At 66.8% G+C, this 24,475-nt stretch carries 12 protein-coding genes and 1 pseudogene; 10 read left to right on the top strand and 3 right to left on the bottom strand.

The genetic code is table 11. The annotated features are described in order from the left end of the window. Positions 1-2: 2 nt before the first annotated feature. The 3 genes from DID98_RS16910 to DID98_RS16900 form a co-directional block, all read right to left on the bottom strand. On the bottom strand, positions 3-3,116 hold the full coding sequence (locus tag DID98_RS16910) for an MdtB/MuxB family multidrug efflux RND transporter permease subunit (protein WP_124571055.1): 3,114 nt from the start codon (positions 3,114-3,116) through the stop codon (positions 3-5). A 15-nt stretch (positions 3,117-3,131) separates the two neighbouring features. Further along, positions 3,132-4,499 (bottom strand): MdtA/MuxA family multidrug efflux RND transporter periplasmic adaptor subunit, encoded by a 1,368-nt coding sequence (locus tag DID98_RS16905; protein WP_124487388.1) that lies wholly within the window; start codon positions 4,497-4,499, stop codon positions 3,132-3,134. A 273-nt stretch (positions 4,500-4,772) separates the two neighbouring features. Beyond that, positions 4,773-5,597, bottom strand: a complete 825-nt coding sequence (locus DID98_RS16900; protein WP_124571054.1) for an IclR family transcriptional regulator — start codon at positions 5,595-5,597, stop codon at positions 4,773-4,775. 728 nt (positions 5,598-6,325) lie between these two features. Between DID98_RS16900 and DID98_RS16895 the strand changes: the two genes are divergently transcribed. The 10 genes and pseudogenes from DID98_RS16895 to DID98_RS16850 all read left to right on the top strand — a co-directional run. After that, complete coding sequence (locus DID98_RS16895; RefSeq protein ID WP_124487386.1) at positions 6,326-7,894, top strand: multicopper oxidase family protein; 1,569 nt, start codon at positions 6,326-6,328, stop codon at positions 7,892-7,894. 85 nt (positions 7,895-7,979) lie between these two features. Further along, on the top strand, positions 7,980-9,512 hold the full coding sequence (locus tag DID98_RS16890; RefSeq protein WP_260428084.1) for a multicopper oxidase family protein: 1,533 nt from the start codon (positions 7,980-7,982) through the stop codon (positions 9,510-9,512). Between the two features lie 17 nt (positions 9,513-9,529). Further along, positions 9,530-17,818, top strand: a complete 8,289-nt coding sequence (locus DID98_RS16885; protein ID WP_185640862.1) for an Ig-like domain-containing protein — start codon at positions 9,530-9,532, stop codon at positions 17,816-17,818. 190 nt (positions 17,819-18,008) lie between these two features. After that, entirely contained in the window at positions 18,009-18,335 is a 327-nt protein-coding gene (locus DID98_RS36640; RefSeq protein WP_373558746.1) for a hypothetical protein, read from the top strand. 42 nt (positions 18,336-18,377) lie between these two features. Then, entirely contained in the window at positions 18,378-19,202 is an 825-nt protein-coding gene (locus DID98_RS16875; protein ID WP_409362340.1) for an outer membrane lipoprotein-sorting protein, read from the top strand. Between the two features lie 27 nt (positions 19,203-19,229). Beyond that, positions 19,230-20,048, top strand: a complete 819-nt coding sequence (locus DID98_RS16870; RefSeq protein WP_124571052.1) for a hypothetical protein — start codon at positions 19,230-19,232, stop codon at positions 20,046-20,048. Next, a complete protein-coding gene (locus tag DID98_RS16865) occupies positions 20,045-21,769 on the top strand; it encodes a c-type cytochrome (RefSeq protein WP_185640861.1) in 1,725 nt (574 codons plus the stop codon). Before DID98_RS16870 ends, DID98_RS16865 begins: the two co-directional genes overlap by 4 nt. 149 nt (positions 21,770-21,918) lie before the next feature. Next, entirely contained in the window at positions 21,919-23,304 is a 1,386-nt protein-coding gene (locus DID98_RS16860) for a cytochrome C (RefSeq protein WP_185640860.1), read from the top strand. 43 nt (positions 23,305-23,347) lie between these two features. Next, entirely contained in the window at positions 23,348-24,028 is a 681-nt protein-coding gene (locus DID98_RS16855; protein WP_124571051.1) for a cytochrome c, read from the top strand. Positions 24,029-24,211: 183 nt separating this feature from the next. Next, positions 24,212-24,475 (top strand): annotated as a pseudogene (locus DID98_RS16850) (c-type cytochrome biogenesis protein CcsB); the annotation flags it as partial.

Genomic DNA, 24,475 nt, shown 5'->3' with positions numbered 1-24,475 from the left:
GCTTACACGTCCGTGCGCGCGCCGGCGCCGGGGCCGTGCCGCTCGAACCAGCCGCGCACGCGGCGTGCGAGGCTGTCGAAGCCGAGGTAGATCACCGGCGTCGTGAACAGCGTCAGCACCTGCGACACGATCAGGCCGCCCGCGATCGCGATCCCGAGCGGCTGGCGCAGCTCGGAGCCCGCACCCGCGCCGACGATCAGCGGCACCGCGCCGAGCAGCGCGGCGAGCGTCGTCATCAGGATCGGCCGGAAGCGCAGCAGGCACGCCTGGTAGATCGCCTCGCGCGGCGGCTTGCCTTCGACCCGCTCGGCTTCGAGCGCGAAGTCGATCATCATGATCGCGTTCTTCTTCACGATGCCGATCAGCAGCACGATCCCGATGATCCCGATGATGTCGAGGTCGTGCCCGGTGATCATCAGCGCAAGCAGCGCGCCGACGCCGGCCGACGGCAGCGTCGACAGGATCGTGATCGGGTGGATGTAGCTCTCGTAGAGCACGCCGAGCACGATGTACATCGTGACGACGGCCGCGAGGATCAGGAACAGCTGGTTCGACAGCGACGCCTGGAACGCGAGCGCCGCACCCTGGAAGCGCGTCTGGAACGACGCGGGCAGGCTGATGTCCTTCTCGGCGGCCTCGATCGCCTTCACGGCCTCGCCGAGCGACGCGCCCGGCGCGAGGTTGAACGAGATCGTCGTCGACGGGAACTGCGACAGGTGCGCGACGAGCAGCGGCGACGGCCGCTCGTGGAACGACGCGATCGACGACAGCGGCACCTGGCCGCCGCCCGCGGATGGCAGGTAGATGTCGCTCAGCGATTCGGCGTAATGCTGCTCCTTCGGCTCCGACTCGAGAATCACGCGATACTGGTTCGACTGCGTGAAGATGGTCGACACGATGCGCTGGCCGAACGCGTCGTACAGCGCGTTGTCGACGGTCGCCGGCGTGATGCCGAAGCGCGCGGCGCTCGCGCGGTCGATCTCGATGTAGACCGACTGGCCGTTGCTCTGCAGGTCGGTCGCGACGTCGGCGAGCGACGGCTCCTTCTGCAGCCGCGTGACGAGCTTCGGCACCCAGGTCGCGAACTCGTCCGGGTTCGGGCTCGTTAGCATGAACTGGTACTGCGTCGGGCTCACGGTCGAGTCGATCGTCAGGTCCTGCACCGACTGCATGAACAGCGAGATGCCGGTCACGTTCGCGACACGCTGCTGCAGGTCGCGGATGATCTGCGCGGACGATTCGGAGCGGGCGTCGCGCGCCTTCAGGTTGATCAGCATCCGGCCGCTGTTCAGCGTGATGTTGCTGCCGTCGACGCCGATGAACGACGTGAGGCTCGCGACGTTCGGATCCTTCAGGATCTCGGCCGCGAGCGCCTGCTGGCGTTCGGCCATCGCGCCGTACGAGATCGACTGCGGCGCCTGCGTGATCGCCTGGATCACGCCGGTATCCTGCGCGGGGAAGAAGCCCTTCGGTATGAACACGTAGAGCAGGCCGGTCAGCACGAGCGTCAGCACCGCGACGACGAGCGTCGAGCGCTGGCGGTTCAGCACCCATTCGAGCGCGACCCCGTAGCGTGCGATCACCCAGTCGATCGCGCGGTGCACGCGCGCCTCGAAGCGGTGGCTCTCCGGCGGCGGCGAATGGCGCAGCAGCTTCGCGCACATCATCGGCACGAGCGTGAGCGACACGATCGCCGAGATCACGATCGTCACCGCGAGCGTGATCGCGAACTCGTGGAACAGGCGGCCGACCACGTCGCCCATGAACAGCAGCGGGATCAGCACCGCGATCAGCGACACCGTCAGCGAGATGATCGTGAAGCCGATCTGTCTCGAGCCCTTCAGCGCGGCCTCGAGGCCCGTGTCGCCTTCCTCGACGTAGCGCGCGATGTTCTCGATCATCACGATCGCGTCGTCGACGACGAAGCCGGTCGCGATGGTGAGCGCCATCAGCGACAGGTTGTTCAGCGAGAAGCCGGCCATGTACATCACCGCGAGCGTGCCGATCAGCGACAGCGGCACCGACAGGCTCGGGATGATGGTCGCGTAGACGTTCGCGAGGAACAGGTACATCACCAGCACGACCAGCGCGACCGCGAGCAGCAGCTCGAACTGCACGTCGCGCACGGCGGCGCGGATCATCGTCGTGCGGTCGGTGACGATCTGCACGTCGAGCGCTGCGGGCAGCGTCTCCTGCAGCTTCGGCAGCTGCGCCTTGATCGCGTCGACGGTCGCGATCACGTTCGCGCCCGGCTGGCGCTGCACGTTCAGGATGATCGCGGGCTCCGCATTGACCCACGCGCCGAGCTTGGTGTTCTCGGAGCCGGCGACGATCTTCGCGACGTCGGTCAGCATCACCGGGCGGCCGCTCTTGTAGGCGACGACCGCGTCGTTGTATTGATCGGCGCTGGTGAGCTGGTCGTTCGCGTTGATCGTGTACGCGCGCGTCGGGCCGTCGAAGTTGCCCTTCGGCGTGTTCACGTTCAGGTTCGAGATCGTCGTGCGCAGGTCGTCGAGGTTCATCCCGTACTGCGCGAGCGCGGTCGGGTTCGCCTGGATCCGCACGGCCGGCCGGTTGCCGCCCGACAGGCTGACGAGGCCGACGCCCGCGATCTGCGAGATCTTCATCGCGAGACGCGTGTCGGTCAGGTCCTGCACCTGGGTGAGCGGCAGGGTCTTCGACGTGATCGCGAGGGTCAGCACCGGCGCGTCGGCCGGGTTGACCTTCGCGTAGATCGGCGGGGCAGGGAGGTCGGACGGCAGCAGGTTGCCGGCCGCGTTGATCGCGGCCTGCACTTCCTGTTCGGCGATGTCGAGCGGCAGGTCGAGCGAGAACTGCAGCGTGATCACCGACGCGCCGGCCGAGCTTTGCGACGACATCTGGTTCAGCGACGGCATCTGGCCGAACTGCCGCTCCAGCGGCGCGGTGACCGCCGACGTCATCACCTCCGGGCTCGCGCCCGGATAGAAGGTCTGGACCTGGATCGTCGGGTAGTCGACCTCGGGCAGGGCGGCGAGCGGCAGGAAGCGCAGCGCGACGAGACCGGCCAGCATGATCGCCGCCATCAGGAGGGCGGTGCCGACCGGCCGGAGAATGAAGAGGCGGGAGGGATTCATCGAGCGGCCCGCGCGTTACTGGGCCGCGGGGGCCGCTGCCTGCGACGCGCCGTGCTTGTGTCCGCCGCGGCGGGCGGCCGCGCCCGATGCGCCGGACGCCGCGCCGGCGCCGTGCGCGCCCGACGCGCCTTTCGGCTTGTCGGCCGGGATCGTGATCTTCGCGCCTTCGCGCAGCCGGTCGGAGCCGTCGGTGACCACGCGCTCGCCGAGCGCGACGCCGCTGACGATGCTCGTGCGCTCGCCGTCGACCGGGCCGATCGTGACCTTGCGCACCGTCACCGTGTTGTCGGGCTTCACGATGTACACGAACTGGCCGATCGAGCCCGTCAGCACGGCGGCCGTCGGCACGATCGTCGCATCGCGCATCACGTCGACCAGCAGCCGCGCGTTCACGAACTGATTCGGGAACAGCAGCCCTTCCTTGTTATCGAAGGTCGCACGCAGCTTGACCGTGCCGGTGCTGGTGTCGATCTGGTTGTCGAGCGTGGCGAGCGAACCCGTCTCGAGCGGCACCGTGTTGTTGCGGTTGTACGCGGTGACCGACAGTTTCCGGCCCGCGTTCACCTGCTTGACGATCTGCGGCAGGTTGTCTTCCGAAGTCGTGAAGATCACGCTCATCGGCTGCAGCTGCGTGATCACGACGATCCCGTTCGTGTCGCCCGGCGTCACGTAGTTGCCGGGGTCGACCTGGCGCAGGCCGACGCGGCCCGACACCGGCGCCGTGATGCGCGCGTACGCGAGGTTCAGCTTCGCGGAATCGATCGCCGCCTGGTCGGTCTTCACCGTTCCTTCATATTGCTTGACGAGCGATGCCTGGGTGTCGACCGTCTGCGACGCGATCGAATCCTGCGACAGCAGCGTCTGGTAGCGCTTCAGGTCGAGGCGGGCCGTCGCGAGCAGTGCCGAGTCGCGCGCGTGCGTGCCTTCGGCGTTCTCGAGCGCGACCTGGTACGGGCGCGGGTCGATCTGCGCGAGCAGGTCGCCCTTCCTGACGATCTGGCCTTCCTGGAACGCGACCGACTGCAGGTAGCCCGACAGCTGCGTCTTGACCGTCACGCTCGCGAGCGGCGTCACGGTGCCGAGCGCGGACAGCACGATCGGCATCTCGCCCTGCGTCGCGGTCGCGACCGATACCGGTTGCGGAACGTTCGCCATCGCGGCGGGGCCGCCGCGGCCGCGATGGCCGCCGCCTGCGCTCGCGCCGGAGGCCGCGCTGGCCGCCGCCTGCGCGTCGGCCTGCGTGCGGTTCCACGGGTGCCACCACAGCAGGCCGCCGATGACGACGACCGCGAGCGTCCCGATCACCAGCGTGCGGCGCGGTCGGCGCGCGGCGGGGGAGGCGGGATCCTTCGAAGGGGGCGTGGGCTTTTGTTGATTGTCCATCGGGTTCTGTCAGGAAGACGGCTCGGCAGGCCGGGAAACGGGCTCGAAACCGGGCTGGAAAACGGGCCTGGGCGGCGCAGGGGCATGCGGTGCCGGAAGGCCGGCTCGGTCCGGGCCCTTCCGGTCTGCGCGGAAAAAGAAAAGAGCGGTGCGCGCCGCGAATGCGGCGCGACGATGGGCATGATCCTACGTCCCGTCCCCGTTACAGTCCAGTCGTCTATCTTTCAACGGGTTACGGTCGTTACAGAACGCGACGGGGCGATGACGGATCGATTACACGGCGCTGCGCCGGGCCGGCGCGCCGCCGATCTCGCGGGTGATTTTCGCGATGCACTCGTGCAGCGCGGGCACCACGTGTTCCTGCAGCCATTCGGGCGGGCACTGACTCGATGCGCCGCCGCAGTTCACCGAATAGCGCTGGCCCGACGGGCCGACGAACCCGGCCGCGACCGCATTCAGCCCTTCGCGCCATTCGCCGATCGCGATCGCGTGGCCGGCGCGCATCGCGTCCTCGAGGCCGGGGGTCAGCCGTGCCGATACGTGCGGCCAGTCGTCGCCCGCCGTCGCGCGCAGCGCGTCGAGCAGCGTGCGGCGCTCGTCGTCCTCCAGCGCCGCAAGATACGCGCGGCCGACCGCGGTGCGCGCGATGTCCATCCGCGAGCCGATCTCGAGGCGCGTGACGAGCACGGCCGAGCGCGGCCGGATCACGTCGATCGCGACCATGTCGAGCCGGTCGCGCACCGCGAGGTGCACCGACAGCGACGTGCGCTCGGCGAGTTCGATCATGAACGGCCGCGAGCGCGCGCGGATGTCGAAGTTGCGCAGGAAGCCGTGGCTCAGCTCCAGCACCGACGCGGTCAGCACGAAGCGCTCGCTGTCGGGCAGCTGGAACAGGAAGCCGGCGCTGACGAGCGTCGCCGTGATGCGCGACACGGTCGGTTTCGGGATGCCCGTCAATTCGGTCAGCTCGCGGTTGCTGACCGGGGCGTCGGCGGCCGCGATGCGGCGCAGCACGGCGAGGCCGCGCGCGAGCGCGGTGATCTCGTCCGGCGACGATTCGCGGTCTCGGGGCGCGGAAGGCGTTACAGATGTCGACACGAGGGATTCTCTCTATTTCCGAAACTCGATTTCATTTTGTTGGTATTGTAGGATGATTGTCAAAAGATGCATGTTCCATGGGTGAATCGTTCATTCGATGCGATTTTACGGGTTCACCCTTGGTTTATTAGGAAAGTGCTCAAATGAGCATTGCCGGAAAGTGAACAAACCGGTGCAAATACCGCTTGACTTGTCGGGCGGAAACGGAAAGAATGTCTCACGTTTTCGAAACATCGTTTCAGGAGTTTAACCGGCAACGGTGTTTCGCGCAGTCTCTCAGGTTCTAGCACGGCCCTCGGAATGGCTAGAACTTTTTTAGCGCCACGGTCTCCGTGGCGCTTTTTTTTGCCCGTCGTTTCCTGTTGCAGCCCGGCAAGCCCGCCATCAGGGCCTGAACGCCGCGGTTGCGCCACAGCGAAGTCTACCGCGTCGCCAGCCATCCTCCCCCGAATCGCCGCGTCGTTCGGCGCCGGACCTCGTTTCCGTCATTTCGATCATCGACTGGCCGCGCCGCCGGCATGCCCGCGCGGTGTGCGCCGATCGTGCGGCAAATGATGCTCCCCGTTCGCCGGGGACCCCCTATGCAAAAGTAGGGGGGTGACCCATCCCGGCCTTGCGCGCGCGTCCGCAGAATGCCGGTACGGGCCGTGAAAGCTTCGCGGCCCGCGTCTGCAGCAGAGCATGACGTCCAGCGCGTGTCGCTGGCGGACCCCTTGGATGGAGGTCATATGTTCAGTACCCGCGCGTGTTGCAGCAGTGTGGCGGCACTGTTGCTCCTGATGTGCGCCGTTCCCTCGTTTGCCCAAACGTTTCGCGTTCAATGTCCGTTCACCACGCCGTCCCATCCGACGGCGCTGCCGGCCGGCGGTGCGGAACCCGCCTACACCGGACCGTCCTTCACCGGGCTGAACTCCACGCCGACCGGTATCGTCAACGGCGCCATCAAGTGTCAGCAGATCTCGGGCGGTGACGGGTACGCCACCATGGCCGACGGCACGCAGACGTACCTGTTTGCCTTCGGCCCGTTGTCCGGCATTGCCGACATCCAGGCCGGCCGCGCCGGTACGGAATTCGCATCGGTGTTCAACACGGTCGGCGATCCGAGAACCGACCCGACCTACAACGGCGCGGTCGGCCTCGTGCCCGACCCGGAATCGTCGCCGCCGGGCCAGTTGACCGGCCATGTGGATCCGCGCCCGATCATGGACATCGGCGTGATGAACGGCAACATGCCGGCGCCCGAGATGGCGATCGACGAGGACGACGAGTTCTTCCTGACGCTCACGAACGTCGGCATGATCATGCGCCCCGACCTGTTCGAGCAGCACACGGTGCACTTCCACGGTTATCCGAATGCGTCGTCGTTCTATGACGGCGTGCCGGATGCGTCGGTGGCGATCAACATCGGCGCCAGCTTCACCTATTACTATCTCGCGCCCGATGCCGGCACCTACTTCTGGCACTGCCACATCACGCCGCCGGAGCACCTCCAGATGGGGATGGTCGGCCAGATCTTCGTGCGGCCGCGCCAGAACCGGGTGCCGTCCGGCCATTCGCTGTACGCCGCGCTGGTGGCGCAGCAAGGCGATCTTCGTACGCGGTGCGGCAACGACATTCTGTGCTCGACGCCGCTGCCGCCTTCGAATGGCGTGCTGCACGTCAACGACAAGAGCGGCAAGCCGACGCTCTACGCGTACAACGACGGCGACGGTTCGACTGCATACGACGTCGAGTATCCGGTGCAGATCCACGGCTTCGATCCGAACTTCCATTTCGTGGGGATGACGTTCAACCCGGAACCGTTCACCGACATGAAGGACAAGTACTTCATGCTGAACGGGCGCAGCTATCCGGACACGGTGACCCAGGGGCCGATGCAGACCCCGGTGGCCGACGGCACGGCCCATGTTTCCCAGCCGCTGCCGACCATCATCAATATCCCGGCCGGCGGCCGCGCGCTGCTCAGGATTTCCGATCTCGACGTCACCGAATTCCAGACGCTCGCGTCGCTGGGCGTGAGGATGCACGTGATCGGCGTCAACGCCCGGTTGCTGCGCGACATGGCCGGCAACGACATGACCTACTACACGAACTCGATCACGCTCGGCGGCGGCGAATCCATCGACGTGATTCTCGATGCGAGCGACACGACGAAGTACGCGCCGGGGTCGGTCTACTACCTCTACACGCCGAATCTCGATCACCTGTCGAACGACGCCGAGAACTTCGGGGGGCTGATGACGGAGGTCCGCATCTGCCCGGCCGCGCTCAACCCGGCTACGAAGTCCTGCATCTAGGAGAAATATCGTGGGCCACTTCACTCATGACATCCGGACCGCTATGTGCACGGGTGCCGGACGGCTCGTACGGCTCGCCGTGGCAATGCTTGCCGCATTGCTCTGCGGGCCGGTTCTGGCCGCCGCGCCGGGCATCACCGGCACGCATTTCGACCTGAGCGCGGAAGCGAGCCGCATCAGCCAGCCGGACGGCACGAGCGTCTATTCGTGGGGCTACGGCTGCCGCACGGCGCCGGCGGGATTCTCGCCGGCGGGCATCACGGGGGCGAACTGCCCGAGCATGCAGATTCCCGGGCCGACGCTGATCGTGCGGCAGGGCGACGTGATCACGGTGACGCTCACGAACAACCTGCCCGCGGCCGCGGGCAACACGTCGATCCTGTTTCAGGGATTCCAGGTGTGCGCGGCGGCGCTCAATCCCGACGGCTCGTGTCCGGCCGCGCTCACCGGCGTGCCCGGGCTGCTCACGCGCGAGGCGTCGCACGGCAACACGGTCACCTACAGTTTCGTCGCGGCGACGCCCGGCACGCATGCCTACTACAGCGGCACACGGGGCGACCTGCAGATCGAGATGGGCCTCTATGGCGCGATCATCGTATTGCCGACCTCGGCGCCGGGCGTGCTGGCCGTGCCGGCGGGATGCCGCGCAGTCGGCGCGACGCTGCCCGACGGCCAGCCGGACTACCGCAACGCGGCGGCGGCATACAACCATGTTTCGGCGTGCTACGACCGTGAGTATCTTTTTCAGTTCTCCGAAATGGATCCGCGCATCCATACGCAGGCCGAGCAGGAGGCCGCGAAGACGTGCACGCTGCCGACGGGCTGCATGACCGTCGAGACCGAGCCTTATCATCCCGCGTACTTCATGATCAACGGCCGCTCGATGCCGGACGACATGGATCCGAACTATGCGATGCAGTATCCGCATCAGCCCTACAACGGCAATCCGCACATGCACCCCGGCGAGCTGGTGCTGTTGCGAATCATCGGCACGGGCCGCTGGCAGCATCCGTTCCACGAGCACGGCAATCACGTCCGCGTGCTCGCGCGCGACGGCAACCTGCTGCTTGCCAAGACGGACGCGACCAAGGTCGCGGGCCCGCTGCTGTTCACCACGACCACGACGCCGGGCGAAACCCTGGACGGCATCTTCTACTGGACCGGCAAGGGGCTCAACTGGGACGTATACGGGCACAAGCCCGGCGACGGCAGCGTCTGCATTCCCGATGCGAACGGCTACTACACCGCTGACCCGACGGCGCCGAACTACTACGAATGGTGCGCGGACCACAACAAGGCGCTCGAAGCGCATCCGTTCGGCAACGTCGGCAGCGGCGGACCGGTCACGCTGCCCGACTCGCACATCCTGACGAACGGTGCGTGGTATGGCGGCAGTCCCTATCTCGGACCGGATGCGACGATTCGCGCGACCTCGCCGACCGGCACGACGCCGCCGAGCGGCACGATCGCGAATCCGCCGGGAAGCGAAGCGGGCTTTGCATTCATGTGGCATTCGCACAATGAACGCGAGATCACCACGAACAACATCTTCCCGGGCGGAATGATGATGATGATGCTCGTCGATCCACAAGTCTTCGTGATCAACGAAGGCAACTAGAGGCGGGGAGAACGGAAATGCGATTCATCCAGTTCAAGGCGACGTTTCTCCGCCTGGCCAAGGCGAGCCTCGCCGCGTCGATGCTGCTGGCAGCGAGCGAGGCATCGCTCGCCCAGACCGTGAACCTGACGGCGAAGGCCGTGACTGCCACGATGCCCGACGGCGAGATCGTGCCGATGTGGGGCTACACGTGCTCGGCGGCCGCCGTGGCGCCGGCCACCTGTGCGGCGGCCAATCCCGGCGCCGGAACGGGCTGGTCGCCGGTGGTGATCACCGTGCCGTCCGGCGCGTCGCTGACGATCAACCTCACGAACAGTCTGCCGGCCTCCGTGCCGACGTCGCTCGTGATCGTCGGCCAGCTGGGCGGCGGTCTCGGCAAGACGGCGACGTCGACCCCGAGCCCCGTGCATCCGACCCAGACCTCGACGACCTGGCCGATCGCCGGCACCGGCAGCGGTGCGACGTTTACGCCGCCCGCGCAAGGGCCGCGGGTTCAGTCGTTCTCGACCGAAGTGGCGCACGGCGCGACGACGGCGTTGACGTGGAACAACCTGCGCCCCGGCACCTACCTGATCGAATCGGGCTCCCATCCGTCGATCCAGGGGCCGATGGGCCTCTACGGCGTGCTGGTGGTGCGCACGCCGCCGGCGTCCGCAACGTCGCGACCGGTCGCCTATCCGGGCGTGCCATACGATGCCGACATTCCGCTCGTGCTGAGCGAAATCGATCCGGTGCAGAACGCCGCGGTCGCCGCGGCCGTGGTGAAGAGCGGCTTCAGCGAAACCAAGGTATGGTCCGGCCTTTCCGGTGGCTGCGGGGATTCTCACTCCTCATCGTTCGGCACCTGCTATCCGCCGGCCGTGAACTACGATCCGCGTTATTACCTGATCAACGGCGTCGCTTTCGATCGTACGCATCCTGACCGCTCGTCGTTCCCCGCAAGGGCTTCCGTGTCGACCGGCCAGGTGCTGCTGCGCTTCGTCAACGCGGGCCTGCGGATGCACGTGCCGTCGGTGGTCGGCGCGCAAAGCGGGCACCCGTCGGTCTCCGGCTTCACGCTCGTCGCCGAGGACGGCAATCCGCTGCCCGGCAATCCGCGCGTGCAGTCGTCCGTGTTCCTGGCGGCCGGCAAGACTTACGACGTGATGATGACCGCGCCGGGCCTGAACGCGCCCGCGCTGCCGGTGTTCGACCGGCAACTGAGCCTGTCCACCAACAACCAGCGCGACGGCGGCATGCAGGCGTATCTCAGCATCAACAACGGCGCGCTTCCGTCGGCAGGCGGAGGCGGCCAGAACGTCGTCGCCAATCCCGACAAGTACTTCCTCGTGGCGGGCAACACGCTGACCGTGGCGGACCCCGGGAAAGGGGTGATCGCCAATGACGTCGGCGTCTATGGCGTGCAGCTCGTAACCAAGCCGGCCAACGGCACGGTGACGCTGAACCCGGACGGCACGTTCAGCTACGTGCCCAATGCCGGTGCGACGTCGGACAGCTTCGTGTACCAGGCGAACGGTAATCCCGCGGTCACCGCGACGGTGACGCTGGCCGCGTGCACGCAAGCCGCCGGCTGCCTGTCCGGGCCGCCGGTCGCTCACGACGACAGCTACACGAGCAACATCGCGTCGCGGCTGCAGATCGGCGCGCCGGGCGTGCTCGTCAACGACACGGACCCGAGCGGCCTGCCGCTCACCGCGGCAGTGGTGCCGGGCAGCGTCAGCGGCGGCACCGTCACGCTGAATGCGGACGGTTCGTTCTCCGTGACGCCGAGCGCGCCGCCCGTCGGCGCCGCGACCGCGGGCGTGACCTTCAAGTATACGGCGGTCAACTCGCAGAACACGGCGAGCGCCCCGGCGAACGTTGCCGTCACGTTCAAGGGCGGCAGCGGGCTCGCCGTGAAGGTGCTGGACGGGCCGAGCACGGCACCGGGCAAGACGCCCGTGCAGCTCACCGACTACCGCTGGATCATCGAGGAAGACCGCACGTTCCAGATCGACCCGGCCTGCCAGGTGAACACGACACCGCGCCCCGCGAACTGTCCGCCGCTGCCGGTGCCGAGTCTCGGCACCAGCTTCCATACGAGCTACATGCCGGTGGTCGCGGCGGGTTGCGTCGGCACGGTTGCGTGCGAGTCGGGGCAGACGGTGTTTGATCCCGCCACCAACACGCACGTGCCCGCGGTGTGCGACATCGGCGACGGCGCATGCCGCACGAGTGCCGCGCAGCAGGTGCCGGTCGACCCGAGCCAGGTGTCGCTCGATCCAACCAAGCACTACTACATCTCGATCCTGCCGGGCGATGCCGGTAACAGTTTCTCGAATGGCGGCGGCGCCCCGAAACCCGTCGATCCGAACAACCCCACCGGCGCGATGCGGCAGTTCGACATTTCAAAGGATTGCCCGTCGGGCCCCGGCGGCGCGGATTTCGCGCCGGGCACGGGCACCTGCGGCCATACGATGGGCGGCGCGCCGATCGCGCCGGCCCAGAAGAACGTCAACGTGCTCGTGCAGGAGACGCCGTTGCAGACCGCGAAGATCTCGGTATTCGTGTTCGAGGACGACGCGCCCGTCAACGGCGAAGTGGACGTGAGCGGCGGCAACGATGGCTTCGGCAGCGCGCATGAGCCGGGTCTCGGCGGGTTCGAGATCAAGCTGTTCGACGATGCCGGCGGCACCGGCGACGCCACCGGGCAGATGACCTACGACATGTTCAACATGCCGCTGTCGAACTCGCTGCAGGGCACCGTCGATCCTTCCACCGGCCTGAACGCCTGCCCGATTTCGACGACGTCGACCGACGGCCTCGTCGGCATGATCCCGACCTGCCCGAAGTACGAGTCCGACGGCAAGACGCTGTCGCCGCTGGTCGGCCAGGCGGTCATCGCGAACCTGATGCCGGGACGCTATGGCGTCGTCGCGACGCCGGGCGCCGACCGGACCGGCCGCGGCGAGGAATGGCTGCAGACCAACACGCTGGACGGACAGAAGGCGCACGACGCGTTCATCAAGGTCGGCGGCCCGTCGTACTTCCAGGAGTTCGGGCCCGCGGGCTTCCACGTGTCGATCGGCTTCGCGAATCCGAAGATCATCAACGACCGGCTGCCGGTGGTATGCGCCGGCGCGATCTGCAACAACTCGGTCGCCGGCCGGATCACGAATCTGCACTACAGCCGTCCGCCGAACGAGAACCTGTACGGCTCGGGCTCGCGCGATTCGCTCGGCTTCACGCAGTGCTACGTGAGCGTCGGCGATACCGACGGCGAGGACATCGCCTTTACCAAGTGCAATCCCGACGGCACGTTCAAGATCAGCGGCCTGCCCGACGGCACGTTCCGCATCACGGTCTTCGATCAGTGGAACGACCAGATCGTCGACGGGCTGGCGACGGCGACGCAATTGAAGGGCGGACAGTCCAAGGACCTCGGCGATATCCCCGTGCTGCAGTGGCACACGAATCTGTACACGCGGACCTTCTTCGACCAGAACGGCGACGGGGTGTCGCAGGACAGCGAGCCCGGGCTCACGCTCGTGCCGACCAACATCCGTTTCCGCGACGGGAGCTATTCGAACTTCAACAACACGGACCTGAACGGCTTCGCCGGATTCAACGAAGTGTTCCCGCTGTTCAACTGGTACGTGGCCGAAGCCGACACGACGCGCTACAAACAGACGGGCGTGCACGTGGTGTATGACGCGGGCGGCCCGGTCGACGGCACGCCTGGCGGCGGCAACTCGAACATCGCGGCGAATTTCGCCAACACGATCGAATCCTCGACCGCGCATCTGCCGACGAACCTGCGCGTGCCGGGCGCCAAGTATTGCAACGACGCGGACTGCACCGACCAGTCCGGCACGAACCCGTCGACCGCGCGGATCGATCCGCCGTGGGTGACGACCGAAGGCTGGCAGGGCTTCTCCGGCCAGAATTCGTTCATCGAGTTCGGCAAGAAGCCGTACGGGCCGACCGAGAACGGCGGCATCAAGGGCGAGGTGATCTACGCGTCGACGCGGCCGTTCGACGACCCGGCGCTGCTGATTCACACGAGCTGGACGCCGAACATTCCGAACGTGACGGTCAACCTGTACCGGGAGGATACGGCGACGGACGGTACGACGACGCTCGCGCTCGTCGACACGACGAAGACGAGCAGCTGGGACGACTGGGCGCAGGGCTTCCGCTCCGACGGCATTCCGAACATGAACTGCCCGGGGCAGGAGGCGAGCGACCCGTTCTTCTATACGTTGAAGAACAGCCCTCAGTGGCTCGACCCGACGCATCGCGCGTTGCCTGCGAATTCGCAGTTCAAGTGCTATGACGGCATGCATGCGTTCAACCAGGTGCAGCCGGCGCCCTACGACGGGATGTACCAGTTCCCGAGCGTGACGACGCGCGATCCGTCGACGGGCCTGCCGACGGGCACGAACTGCACGATCTGCGTGGCGAATCCGTCGGGCGACGGCACCAAGATGCTGCCGACCGGGAAATACGTCGTCGAGGTGGTGGTGCCGCCGGGCTACGAGCTCGTGAAGGAGGAGGACAAGAACATCCTGATCGGCGACAACTACATCGCCCCGGTGACGCAGCAGTTCGGCGGCCTCGGCAACATCTTCATCCTGCCCGACCAGGCGGCGATGAATTCGACCTTCAACCCGAACAATGCGCAGAACCCGACGTCCGATCTCGGTTCGACACCGCGGCACGAAGGCGACACGGGCAGTGTCGAGACCTTCTGGCCGTGCGTCGGCGCGCTGCGCATCGTGCCGGACTACATCAGCCTGTTCCCGGGCTCGAAGGAGGTCGCGCCGTTCGCGGGTGCCTCGCGGCACCTGTGCGACCGCAAGGAAGTCACGCTCACGAACGAGATGTCGGTGCTCGCGAAGTTCTGGCTGTTCAGCTCGACGCATGTCGCCGCGCACTACACCGGCTTCATGCTCGACGACTTCTCGTCCGAGTTCGATCCGTACTCGCCGCAGTTCGGCGAGAAGTTCGCGGTGCCGAACGTGCCGATCTCGATGAAGGACTTCGCCGGCAATGAAGTGGCGCGTACGTATTCGGATTCGTGGGGCATCTTCAACGGGCTGAACTATTCGACGTGGCAGGTCAACCCGCCGAACCCGACCGGCTACGCGCCGACGATGATGGTCGCGTGCATGAACGATCCGGACATGCCCGACCCGGCGCATCCGGGGAAGACGATCCGCGATCCGATGTTCAACCCGGCATACAGCCAGTTCTGCTACGAGATCCCGTTCATGCCCGGACAGACCCAGTACATGGACACGCCGGTGGTGCCGGTGCAGGCGTTTGCGTCCGGCTACAACCCGCCTGACTGTGCGTACCCGGACGGCACGCCCGCGATCGCCAGCGTGACCGGCGACTCGAGCGGCGGAGGGGCGGGCCCGTGGGTCAGCACGGTCGGTCACCAGTTGACGATCAAGGCGCTCGGCGACCAGGTCGTGCCGAACAACGCGTACAACGGGCCAGCCGCGACCGCCGCGCCGTTCAACCAGAAATTCGTCAAGCGCCACTATGGCTTCGGTGCGACGCAAGGGAAGGTCACGATCGGCGGCCACGTAGCTTCGGTGCAGTCGTGGACCGACTCGGAGATCCATGTCGTCGTCACGCCGCTGATCGGCTCGAGCTGCACCGTCGACCAGCGCGGCGTGTTGACGCCGGCGTCGTGCGGCGAACTGGTCGTCACGACCGCCAGCGGCAAGAACACGATCGATACGGTCACCGTGACGGTGGGCGGCAAGGCGCCCACTTACGTGAACGGCGAGAACGCGACCAACGACGCGATCCAGACCGCGATCGACAACGCGACCCCGGGCGACCTGATCATCGTCGGTCCGGGCACCTACAACGAAATGGTCGTGATGTGGAAGCCGGTGCGGCTGCAGGGCGTCGGCGCCCCATCGGTCGTGATCAACGCGAACACGCATCCGTCGGGCAAGATGGACGCGTGGCGCAGGAAGGTCGACTGCCTGTTCGGTGTCGCAATGAACGGCGCGATGATCTCGGCATCGAATCCGTTCGATCCGACCGGCACGTACACGTGCCCGACGGCGATGCAGCGCAAGGTGGACCCGATCCCGTTCGAGCCGACCGTGGGGTGGGACTCGAACCTGAACGGCAACCTCGGCGAAATGCTGCTCGAGCCGACGCTGATGGGCGCGTACGAAGGCGCGGGCATCACGGTGCTCGGCAAGGGCGTGCGGGACGTGCTGGTGGGCGGCGTGCCGCAACCCGACCCGAACTGCACCGCGAACGGCATTTGCGTGCCGCTCACGGGCCCGACGCGGTTCCAGCCGAACCCGCCGGATTGCCGGAATAACCCGAGCAACTTCCTGTGCAATCCGTCGCGCATCGACGGCATCACGGTCACGAACAGTTCGCAAGGCGGCGGCGGGATTTTCCTGCACGGCTGGAACCATCTGATGGAGGTGTCGAACAACCGTGTGTTCGCGAACGCGGGCACGCTTTCCGGCGGTATCTCGGTCGGCCAGGTCGAGGTACCGGACGGCACGATCGCGGCCGACGGCATCACCCAGCTTCCGTTCGGCTTCAACAAGGCCGTGAACGTGCATCACAACTCGGTTACGTCGAACGCGGCGTACGGCGACGAAATCAATTCGAGCACGCCGTCGTCGGCCGGCGGCGTGGTGTTCTGCTCGGGCGCCGACAACTATCACTTCAACTACAACTGGGTGTGCGGCAACATGAGCAGCGGTGACGGCGGAGGCGTCGCGCACTTCGGCTTCAGCTACGCCGGCGACATCTCGCACAACTGGGTGCTGTTCAACCAGAGCAACAACCCGACACTGCCCACCTACGGCGGCGGCATCATCGCCCAGGGCGTGCCGCCGGATGGCACCTTCTGCGAAAACTCGACGGTCGACGTGGACTGCGCACCGCAACTGTCCGACGGTATCGGGCCGCGGCTCGTGATCGACGGCAACCTGATCATGGGTAACACGGCGGAGAGCGGCAAGGGCGGCGGGTTGCGGCTGCAGCAGGTGAACGGCACGGACGTGGAGCGCAGCCCCAACAATGCGGCGAATTGGTACACGGTTCGCGTGATCAACAACATCATTGCGAACAACGTGGCGGGCTGGGGCGGTGGCGGCGTGTCGCTGCAGGACGCGGTGCGCGTGAGCTTCGTCAACAACACCGTGATGTCGAACGACGCGACGGCGTCCGCCGGCGTGCTGTTCAACACGGATGCGGCCACCCAGGCGAACGTCGGGCCGCCGAACTGCACCACGGTCGGCGCGCAAACGACGTGCAATCCGATCACGACGTCGACGTACCAGCCGGCCGGACTCGAGACCGCGCGGCATACGGCGAACTTCATCGCCGCGTTCACCGCGCCCGGCGTCGCGTGTCCGGCGGGTCTGCCGAACTGCACGACGTTCTCGAACCCGATCCTGACCAACAACGTGTTCTGGCAGAACCGTACGTTCTTCATCACGGTGTCCGGAGTGAATCCGAACATACCCGGGCTGCAGAACACGGTTGCGCTGAACCCGACGTTGAACCAGGCCGGGCATGCGACGGGCTATTGCGATCCGCACGCGGTCTATTGGGACATCGGTGCATATGGCGACACGGGCCCGAGCAACCATCAGTCTGGTCTCACGCTGAGCCCTCAGTACTCGATCCTGACCGATGCGGGCGACTACCCGGGCGCGAACAACAGCGGGGCCAACCCGTCGGTCGTGAGCCAGTACTGCAATGGCGCGCGCGTGCCGCCGGAAGGAGGCGGAAACGGCTTCGCGGTGCCGCCCGGCATCTCGGACACGGTGCTGCCGAACCCGCTGTTCAGCCTGCTGCCGTCGGCGGTGCCAGACGAGGGCAATCAGTGGATCAACATGTCGTACGGCCCGCTGTCGCTGTTCAACATGTCGATCGTGTCAGGCGGCTCCGGGTATGGCGTGCTGCTCGGCAACTACTCGCCGCGCGCAGGTTCGCCCGCGATCAACGCGGGAACGCAGGCGGGCGCGCCGAATCATGACTTCTTCGGCACGACGCGTCCGCAACAGGGGAAGTACGACATCGGTGCGGTCGAGTTCCTGCCGTCCGGCATCGTGGGCGGCCTGCCGATCGATCCGCTGGCGCTCGGCACGGTGCTGACCGACGTGGTGGGCGGCCTGCCGATCCCTCCGCTCGCGGTGCCGAACGTGCCGGCCGGCGCCGTGGGCGGCCTGCCGATCGCTCCGCTGGCGGCGCCGACCGCGCCGGCCGGTGTCGTGGGCGGCTTGCCAAACAATCCGCTTGGGTTCGGCGCGGCGCTGAATCGACCTTGAAGGGGGGGCCATGAACCGTTCACGTTTGCCGTGCAGGCGAGCGGCGCTTTACGCCGTCGCCGCCTGTCTCGCCGCCGCAGCCGTCGCAGAGCCGGCCGCGGCGCAGCAGGGCGCGCCCGCTACGCCCGGCGCCGGTGCGAAGCATTCGCCATACCGGCCGGACCTTCCGCGGCGCGCGAGAACCTACTACATGATGACGAGGGGGATCGACAACCTGAAGGTGCACCGCATCACATCGGACAACCTGATCCGTTTCAGCTACCGCGTGACCGATCCGGCCGCGGCGAAGCGGCTAGCCGACAGGAGCGCGACTCCGTATCTGTACGGGCAGACGAGTCACGCGCTGCTCGAGGTGCCGGTGATGGACAAGGTCGGCCAGTTGCGGCAAAGCGGCCGGCTCGAAGCCGGCCGGGAATACTGGATGGTGTTTTCGAACAAGGGCAACGTCGTCAAGGTCGGCGAACGCGTGAACGTGATCATCGGATCGTTGCATATCGACGGGCTGCTGGTCGAATGACGATGCGGCCGCGATGCGCGGCACAGGGACAGGAGAAGACTCATGACCCGGTTTCTTTCGGTAGCAATGGGGGCGGTCTCATTGGCGGGTTTGCTTGCGCTGGCGCCCGACTCGATCGCGGCCTCGGCGGCAGGCACCGCCCAGGCCAAGGCGGCATCGGCGGGGCAAGCGAGCGCCGCGCAGATCGTCGAGCGCAACGTGGCGGCGCGCGGCGGGCTGCAAGCGTGGCGCACGGTCAACACGCTGACGATGTCGGGGCTGATGGAGGCCGGCGGCAAGAAGAACACCGCGCTGCCGTTCGTGATGACGATGAAGCGTCCGCACAAGAGTCGCTTCGAAGTCCGCTTCAACGGGCAGACGGCGTTCCAGGTCTATGACGGTGCGCAGGGCTGGAAAGTCCGGCCGTTCCTCGGCCGTGACGAAGTCGAGCCCTATACGCCGGCCGAGGCGAAGTCGGCGGCGCAGTCCGCGGAACTGGACGGGCCGCTCGTCGATTACGCGAGCAAGGGCAGCACGGTTCAGCTGATCGGCTCGGAAACGGTGGAAGGACATCGCGCCTACGTGTTGAAAGTGACGACGAAAGAGCGCGCGGAGCGTCGCGTGTGGATCGATGCGGCCACGTTCCTCGAGCTGAAGATCGACGGCGAGCCGCGCGTGCTCGACGGCAGGACGCACGGCGTCTCCGTGTTCTTCCGCGACTTCCGCAAGGAGGGGGGAGTCGTCGTGCCGCACACGCTCGAGACGGCCGTTGCCGGCGTGAAGGGCACGCACAAGTTGACGATCGATCACGTGGCGGTGAATCAGCCGGTGGACGATGCGTCGTTCGGCAAGCCGCAGCTCGGGGCGGCCAGGGTGTCGAGCCGCTAGCCGGACGATCGGGCGAGGACCGAGGCCATGAAGCGAATCGAATCGTGGGTGCTCGCCGCCTGCATGGCGGCAGCCTTGTGCGCGTGCAAGCAGGTACCGGGGCAGGGTCTCACCGCGGACCAGATCGTCGAGAAGAATGTCGCCGCGCGGGGCGGGCTCGACGCATGGCGCAAGGTCCGGACGATGGTCTGGTTCGGCCATGTCGACAGCGCGAACGCCCCCGTGCGGGACATGCCGTTCGTCCTCGCGATGAAGCGGCCGAACAAGACGCGCTTCGAGCTGACGGTATTGAACGAGAAGAGTGTGCGCGTCTTCGACGGCAGGGAAGGCTGGAAGCTGGGCGCGAGTCCGCGGCCGTATTCGGGCGACGAGATCAGGTCGGCGCGTGACGAGCAGGTGATCGACGGGCCGCTGATCGATCACGACGCGAAGGGCGTCGGCGTGGCGCTGGAAGGGGTCGACCAGATCGGCGGCCACGATGCATACCGCCTCGCGGTGACGCTGCCTTCCGGCGCGGTTCGCCATGTGTGGATCGATGGCCGCACGTTCCTGGACGTGAAGTTCGACCGTCAGTTGCGCGGCCCGCGCGGCCTGGTCACCGTCGAAGTGAGCTACAGCGATTTCAAGGGCGTCGACGGCCTGCAGATCCCGTTCAGGATCGAAAGCCATGCGGCGGCTTCCCCGAACAGGGACACGCTGGTCATCGACAAGGTGTCGCTGAATCCGCCGCTCGACGATGCGATCTTCACGCGGCCCGCGTCGCCGGGCGGACGCCGTTCGGTCGCGATCGATGCGAGCGTGTCGCCGGCGCCGCCGCGTGCCGGCCTGCCGACGGCACGGCCATGAACGGTATCCGGCAGCGGCTGCGCGTCCTCGTGGCGGCGCGTCCGCTTGCCGTGAGCCGCCGGCTGGCGCGCTGGATGTTGCTGGCCGCGCTGTGCGCGCCCGCCGGTTACGCGCGCTGCGACGAGGTGGCGCCCGCCGAGCCCGTCGCGCCGGTCGCGCCCGTGCCCGTGCCCGTCGCGCCGGCGGACGCGGGCGAGGCGATCTACCAGCGCGGCATCCTCGGTTCGGGCGCGCCGCTCGAAGCCGTGCATCCGGACGGCGTGCGCCTGCGCGGCGCGGCGGCCGCCTGCATCAATTGCCACCGGCGCAGCGGCCTCGGTTCGAAGGAAGGCAACAACACGGTCCCGCCGATCACGTGGCGCTATCTGGCGCATCCGCGCGCGCAAACCGCCGAGGATCTCGACATCCCGTACGTTGCCGGCATGCGCACCGATCGCGAACCGTACACGGAGGAACGGCTCGCGCGGGCCGTGCGCGACGGGACCGCCCCGGATGGCCAGCCGCTCGGCAGGCTGATGCCGCAGTACGCGCTCGGCGATGCCGACATGGCTGCGCTGACGGCCTATCTGAAGCGCCTCGATCGCCGCCGGCCGTCGGGCGTGACCGACACGGTGCTGCATTTCGCGACGATCGTCACGCCCGATGCGGACCCGGTGAAGCGGGCCGGCATGCTCGACGTCCTGCAGCACTACTTCGTGGACAAGAACGCGTTTCCGTTCGGCGCGACGCCGCCGCTGCGCTCGACGCGAAAGATGATGTTCATGGTCAATCGGCGCTGGGAGCTTCATGTGTGGTCGCTCACCGGCCCGCCCGACACGTGGCATGAGCAGCTCAGGCAGTATTTCGCGCGACAGCCGGTGCTGGCCGTCGTGTCGGGGCTCGGCGGCAGGAACTGGGCGCCCGTTCACGACTTCTGCGAACAGGAGGCCGTGCCGTGCCTGTTTCCGAACGTCGAGGTACCGGTCGAGACCGATCACGATTTCTACTCCGTGTACTTCTCGCGCGGCGTGCTGCTCGAGTCGGACCTGATCGCGAAGCGCATCCTGGACGAAGCCGGTGCGCGGCCGGTGAAGACGGTCAGGCAGGTCTATCGCGCGGGCGACAACGGCGAGCGGGGCGCACAGGCGCTGGCCGCCGCGCTGAAGGCGCACGGCATCGCGGTGTCGAATCGCGCGCTTGCGCCTCACGAGGATGTCGCACATGCGTTGCACGGGATGCCGCGCGACGATGCGCTCGTGCTGTGGCTGCGGCCGCCCGACCTCGCGGCGCTCGAGCATGTGCCGCCCGCGGCGGATACGGTGTTCATGTCGGGGCTGCTCGGCGGGCTCGACAGCACGCCGCTGCCGACGCGCTGGCGCGGCGTGACGCGCGTCGCCTATCCGTTCGACTTGCCCGAAGGGCGGCGCGTGCGCGTCGACTACGCGTTCGGCTGGTTCACGATCCGGCACATCCCGATGGTCGCGCCGCAGGTGCAGGCCGACACGTATCTCGCATGCGGCCTGCTCGCCGAGACGCTGAAGCATCTGGTCGATGCGTTCGTGGGCGAGTATCTCGTCGAGCGCATCGAGGACATGCTCGAACGTCGCATCCTGACCGGCTACTACCCGCGCCTGACGCTCGCGCCCGGGCAGCGCTTCGCGTCGAAGGGCGGCTATATCGCGCGGTTCGCCGGGCCGGATCGGGCGAAGCTTGCCGCCGACGGAGGCTGGATCGTTCCCTGAGCGGCCGCGCGCGTCGAGATGGAGTAGGAATCAGACCGCGAATGGAGGAAGTCTCCCCATGCCGGGTCTCGCGTACGCTTCGCACAATGAAGGCATCGCGCGACGTTCCGGCGCAGCGCGGGCCACACGGCGTGAGGAGGGAAACCGCCATGACAACGTTTCTTGTCGGGCATGACACGCGTCATCGCTGGGCGCATCGCGGCTGGATGATCGTGGTCGCGGCGCTCGCGTTGCTGCACGCGTCCGTCGGGCAGGCGCTGCCGATCTTCGCGCGCCAGACCGGGCAAAGTTGTGTCGCGTGTCACGCCGGCGGCCAGTTTCCCGAACTGACGCCGTACGGGCGCATGTTCAAGCTGAACGGTTATACGTTGGGCGAGCGCACGATTCCGCTCGCGGCGATGGCCGTCGCCGACATGAGCAAGACGCGAGCCAACAGCGACGCCAGCGGCAATCCGGTCACGCCGAAGAACGGCCTGCCGATCTTCGACTTCGCGAGCGTGTTCCTCGCCGGGAAGATCACCGACCATCTCGGCGGCTTCGCACAGTTCACCTATGCGAACTACGATCATCAGGATGCCAACGGAAAATGGAAAGGCTGGTGGGCATCGGACAACACCGACTTTCGCTTCGTCGACCGGATCATGTCTCCGGCCAATGATCTGATCCTCGGCCTGACGCTGCACAACAACCCGACCGTGCAGGATGTATTCAATACCGCGCCGGCCTGGAGCTATCCGTACATCGGTTCGGCGATCAGCCCGGTGGCCGGCGTTCCGGTCACGCCGATCATCGAGGGCGGTCTCGCGATGCAGGTCGTCGGCATGGGCGGGTACCTGTACTGGAACAAGACGGTCTATGCGGAGCTGACCGCCTACAGCACGGCCGACGGCATCTGGTCGTTCCTGAGCAAGGGCAACCACGCGGGCAACCCGGATCACCCGCAGGTCTATCTGCGCGGCTACAACCCGTATGCGCGCATCGCGCTGACGCGCGAATGGGGGCCGCACAGCCTGATGGTCGGCGCGTTCGGGCTGAGCGTCAACGTCTATCCGAACGACCCGAACAGTTTCCCGATCTTCGGCACGGGCGTGACGCGCTATCGCGACTACGGTTTCGACACGCAATACCAGTACCTGCTCGAGCCGCACACGATCACCGCGCAGGCGCGCTACGTGCGCGAGAACATTCACGATCCGAACAACTTCGTCGTGAGCGACAACACGGCGGCGAACCTGAATTCGTTGCGGCTCAAGGCGTCGTACATCTACCAGGCCAAGTACGGCGTCAGCCTGTCGTTCTTCAATACGACGGGGACTGCGGACAGCGCCGCCTATGCGGCGAGCGCGAACTTCCATCCGAATACGCAGGGGTGGACGCCGGAAATATTCTGGATACCTGATCAGCACGTGCGAATCGGTATCCAGTACACGCACTTCACCAAGTTCCTCGGCGCGACGACCAACTACGACGGCAACGGACGCAATGCAAGGGACAACGACACGCTGTTCATCTATCTATGGCTGGCTTCATTCTGACACCCGGCGGGGCGACGGACATTGCGGCAGGGAGAGCGCTGACATGAACAAGGTGACCCATTTCGCTTGGCTTGCGCTGGTGCTGGCGGCATCGGGTTGTCACGACCTGGAGCGGTCGCGGGAAGTCGACAATTCGGCCGTGTCGGGCAAGACCATTGCATTGCAGGTGTGCTCGAACTGCCATGGCGCGACCGGCGTGTCGGTATCGCCGATGTTTCCGAAGCTCGCCGGGCAACGCAAGGAATACCTCGTCGACCAGTTGACCGACTTCAAGCATCACGCGCGCGCCGATCCGAATGCGAAGCGCTACATGTGGGGCTTCACGCATCTGACCGATGCGCAGATCGAGCAGCTCGCCGATTATTTCTCGAGCCAGCCGGCGGTGCTCGGCGAGGTCGGCGATCGCTTGCTGCTCGACGCGGGCAGGGCGATCTTCGTGTCGGGACTGCCGGACAAGGGCGTGTCGGCCTGTGTCGGGTGTCATGGCCAGCATGGCGAGGGCATGACCGGGTTCCCACGGCTCGCCGGCCAGCACGCGGACTACGTGATGAAGCAGCTGAGGGTTTTCCGGGAAACCGATACGCGGCCACGCGGCGCGATCATGAAGTCCGTGTGCGCGAACATGACCGAACAGGACATGCGCGCGGTCGCGGCCTATGTCGAGGCGTTTCCGCCGGAAGCCGACGCACCGGCGAGCCCGGCGAGCCCGTCGGCCGAGCAATGAGCCGCCGGCGCCGAACCGGCGTCACATGCGGCAGGTGCCGCGGGGCGGGCAGACGAGCGGCGCCGGCGGCGATCGTTTAGGTGTCTCGTCTCCCCCGGGGCGGGGCGCCTCTTTTTATTTGCATCCGATGGTTCCATCCTGGTGACGCTCATGAAAGCCATTCAATCGTCCCGCGGCGGCATGATGTCCGTTGCCGCGTCACTGTATCGGCTGCCCCGACGACTTCGCGCGCCGGCCGCGGTTCGCGCGTGCGGGCCGGGCGACGACCGTCCGTTCCTCGCGCGCCTGTCGGTCATCGACTGGCTGTTCGCCCTGGCACTCGTGGCGTGCGCAGGCCATGCGTTCGTGCATTACAACGAACACATGAATGACTACGACAAGGCGGTGATGATCGGCACCGTGCCGGCGCTCGTCGTGCTCGGCTGGCGCTGGAAGCCCGCGCGGCTG

The organism is Burkholderia sp. Bp8984, assembly GCF_003853755.1.
Lineage (GTDB): Bacteria > Pseudomonadota > Gammaproteobacteria > Burkholderiales > Burkholderiaceae > Burkholderia.
This window is presented reverse-complemented; position numbering and strand designations above follow the sequence as displayed.